Raw genomic sequence first — 344 nt, forward strand, 5'->3', positions numbered from 1 at the left:
CCCGATCGCAAGAACACCAGCGTCTCGGGCGGCGAGCAGCAGCGCGTGCTAGCGCGCAGCGGCCTCAAGGAGCTCGTTCTCACGCTGCGGCGAATCGAGATGGCGGTTGCAGCAGGGCGCAACGCGGATGCCGCGACCGAGTTCAGGAATTATCGCAATCTGATGGTTGCCGCAGTGCCCGCGCTGTTGGCCAGCGCCGAGCCATGGTCGCTCTTCAATCAAGACGTGCATGACCAGCATTATGCTGCGCTTCGCCAGGTGATGCGCTCCAAGCACCTTTCGCATTGATTGCTTTGTTTTGCAGTGATTTTGCGATCCGTGCCGCGGCGCGGATGCTCGATCAA

Annotated in this window: 1 pseudogene; it reads left to right on the top strand. The window is 61.3% G+C overall.

Annotation, left to right across the window (positions count from 1 at the left end):
• Window positions 1-288 (top strand): annotated as a pseudogene (locus AKL29_RS45650) (cytochrome c peroxidase); the annotation flags it as partial.
• Window positions 289-344: the final 56 nt, after the last annotated feature.

This window comes from Bradyrhizobium pachyrhizi (assembly GCF_001189245.1).
GTDB classification, from domain to species: domain Bacteria; phylum Pseudomonadota; class Alphaproteobacteria; order Rhizobiales; family Xanthobacteraceae; genus Bradyrhizobium; species Bradyrhizobium pachyrhizi.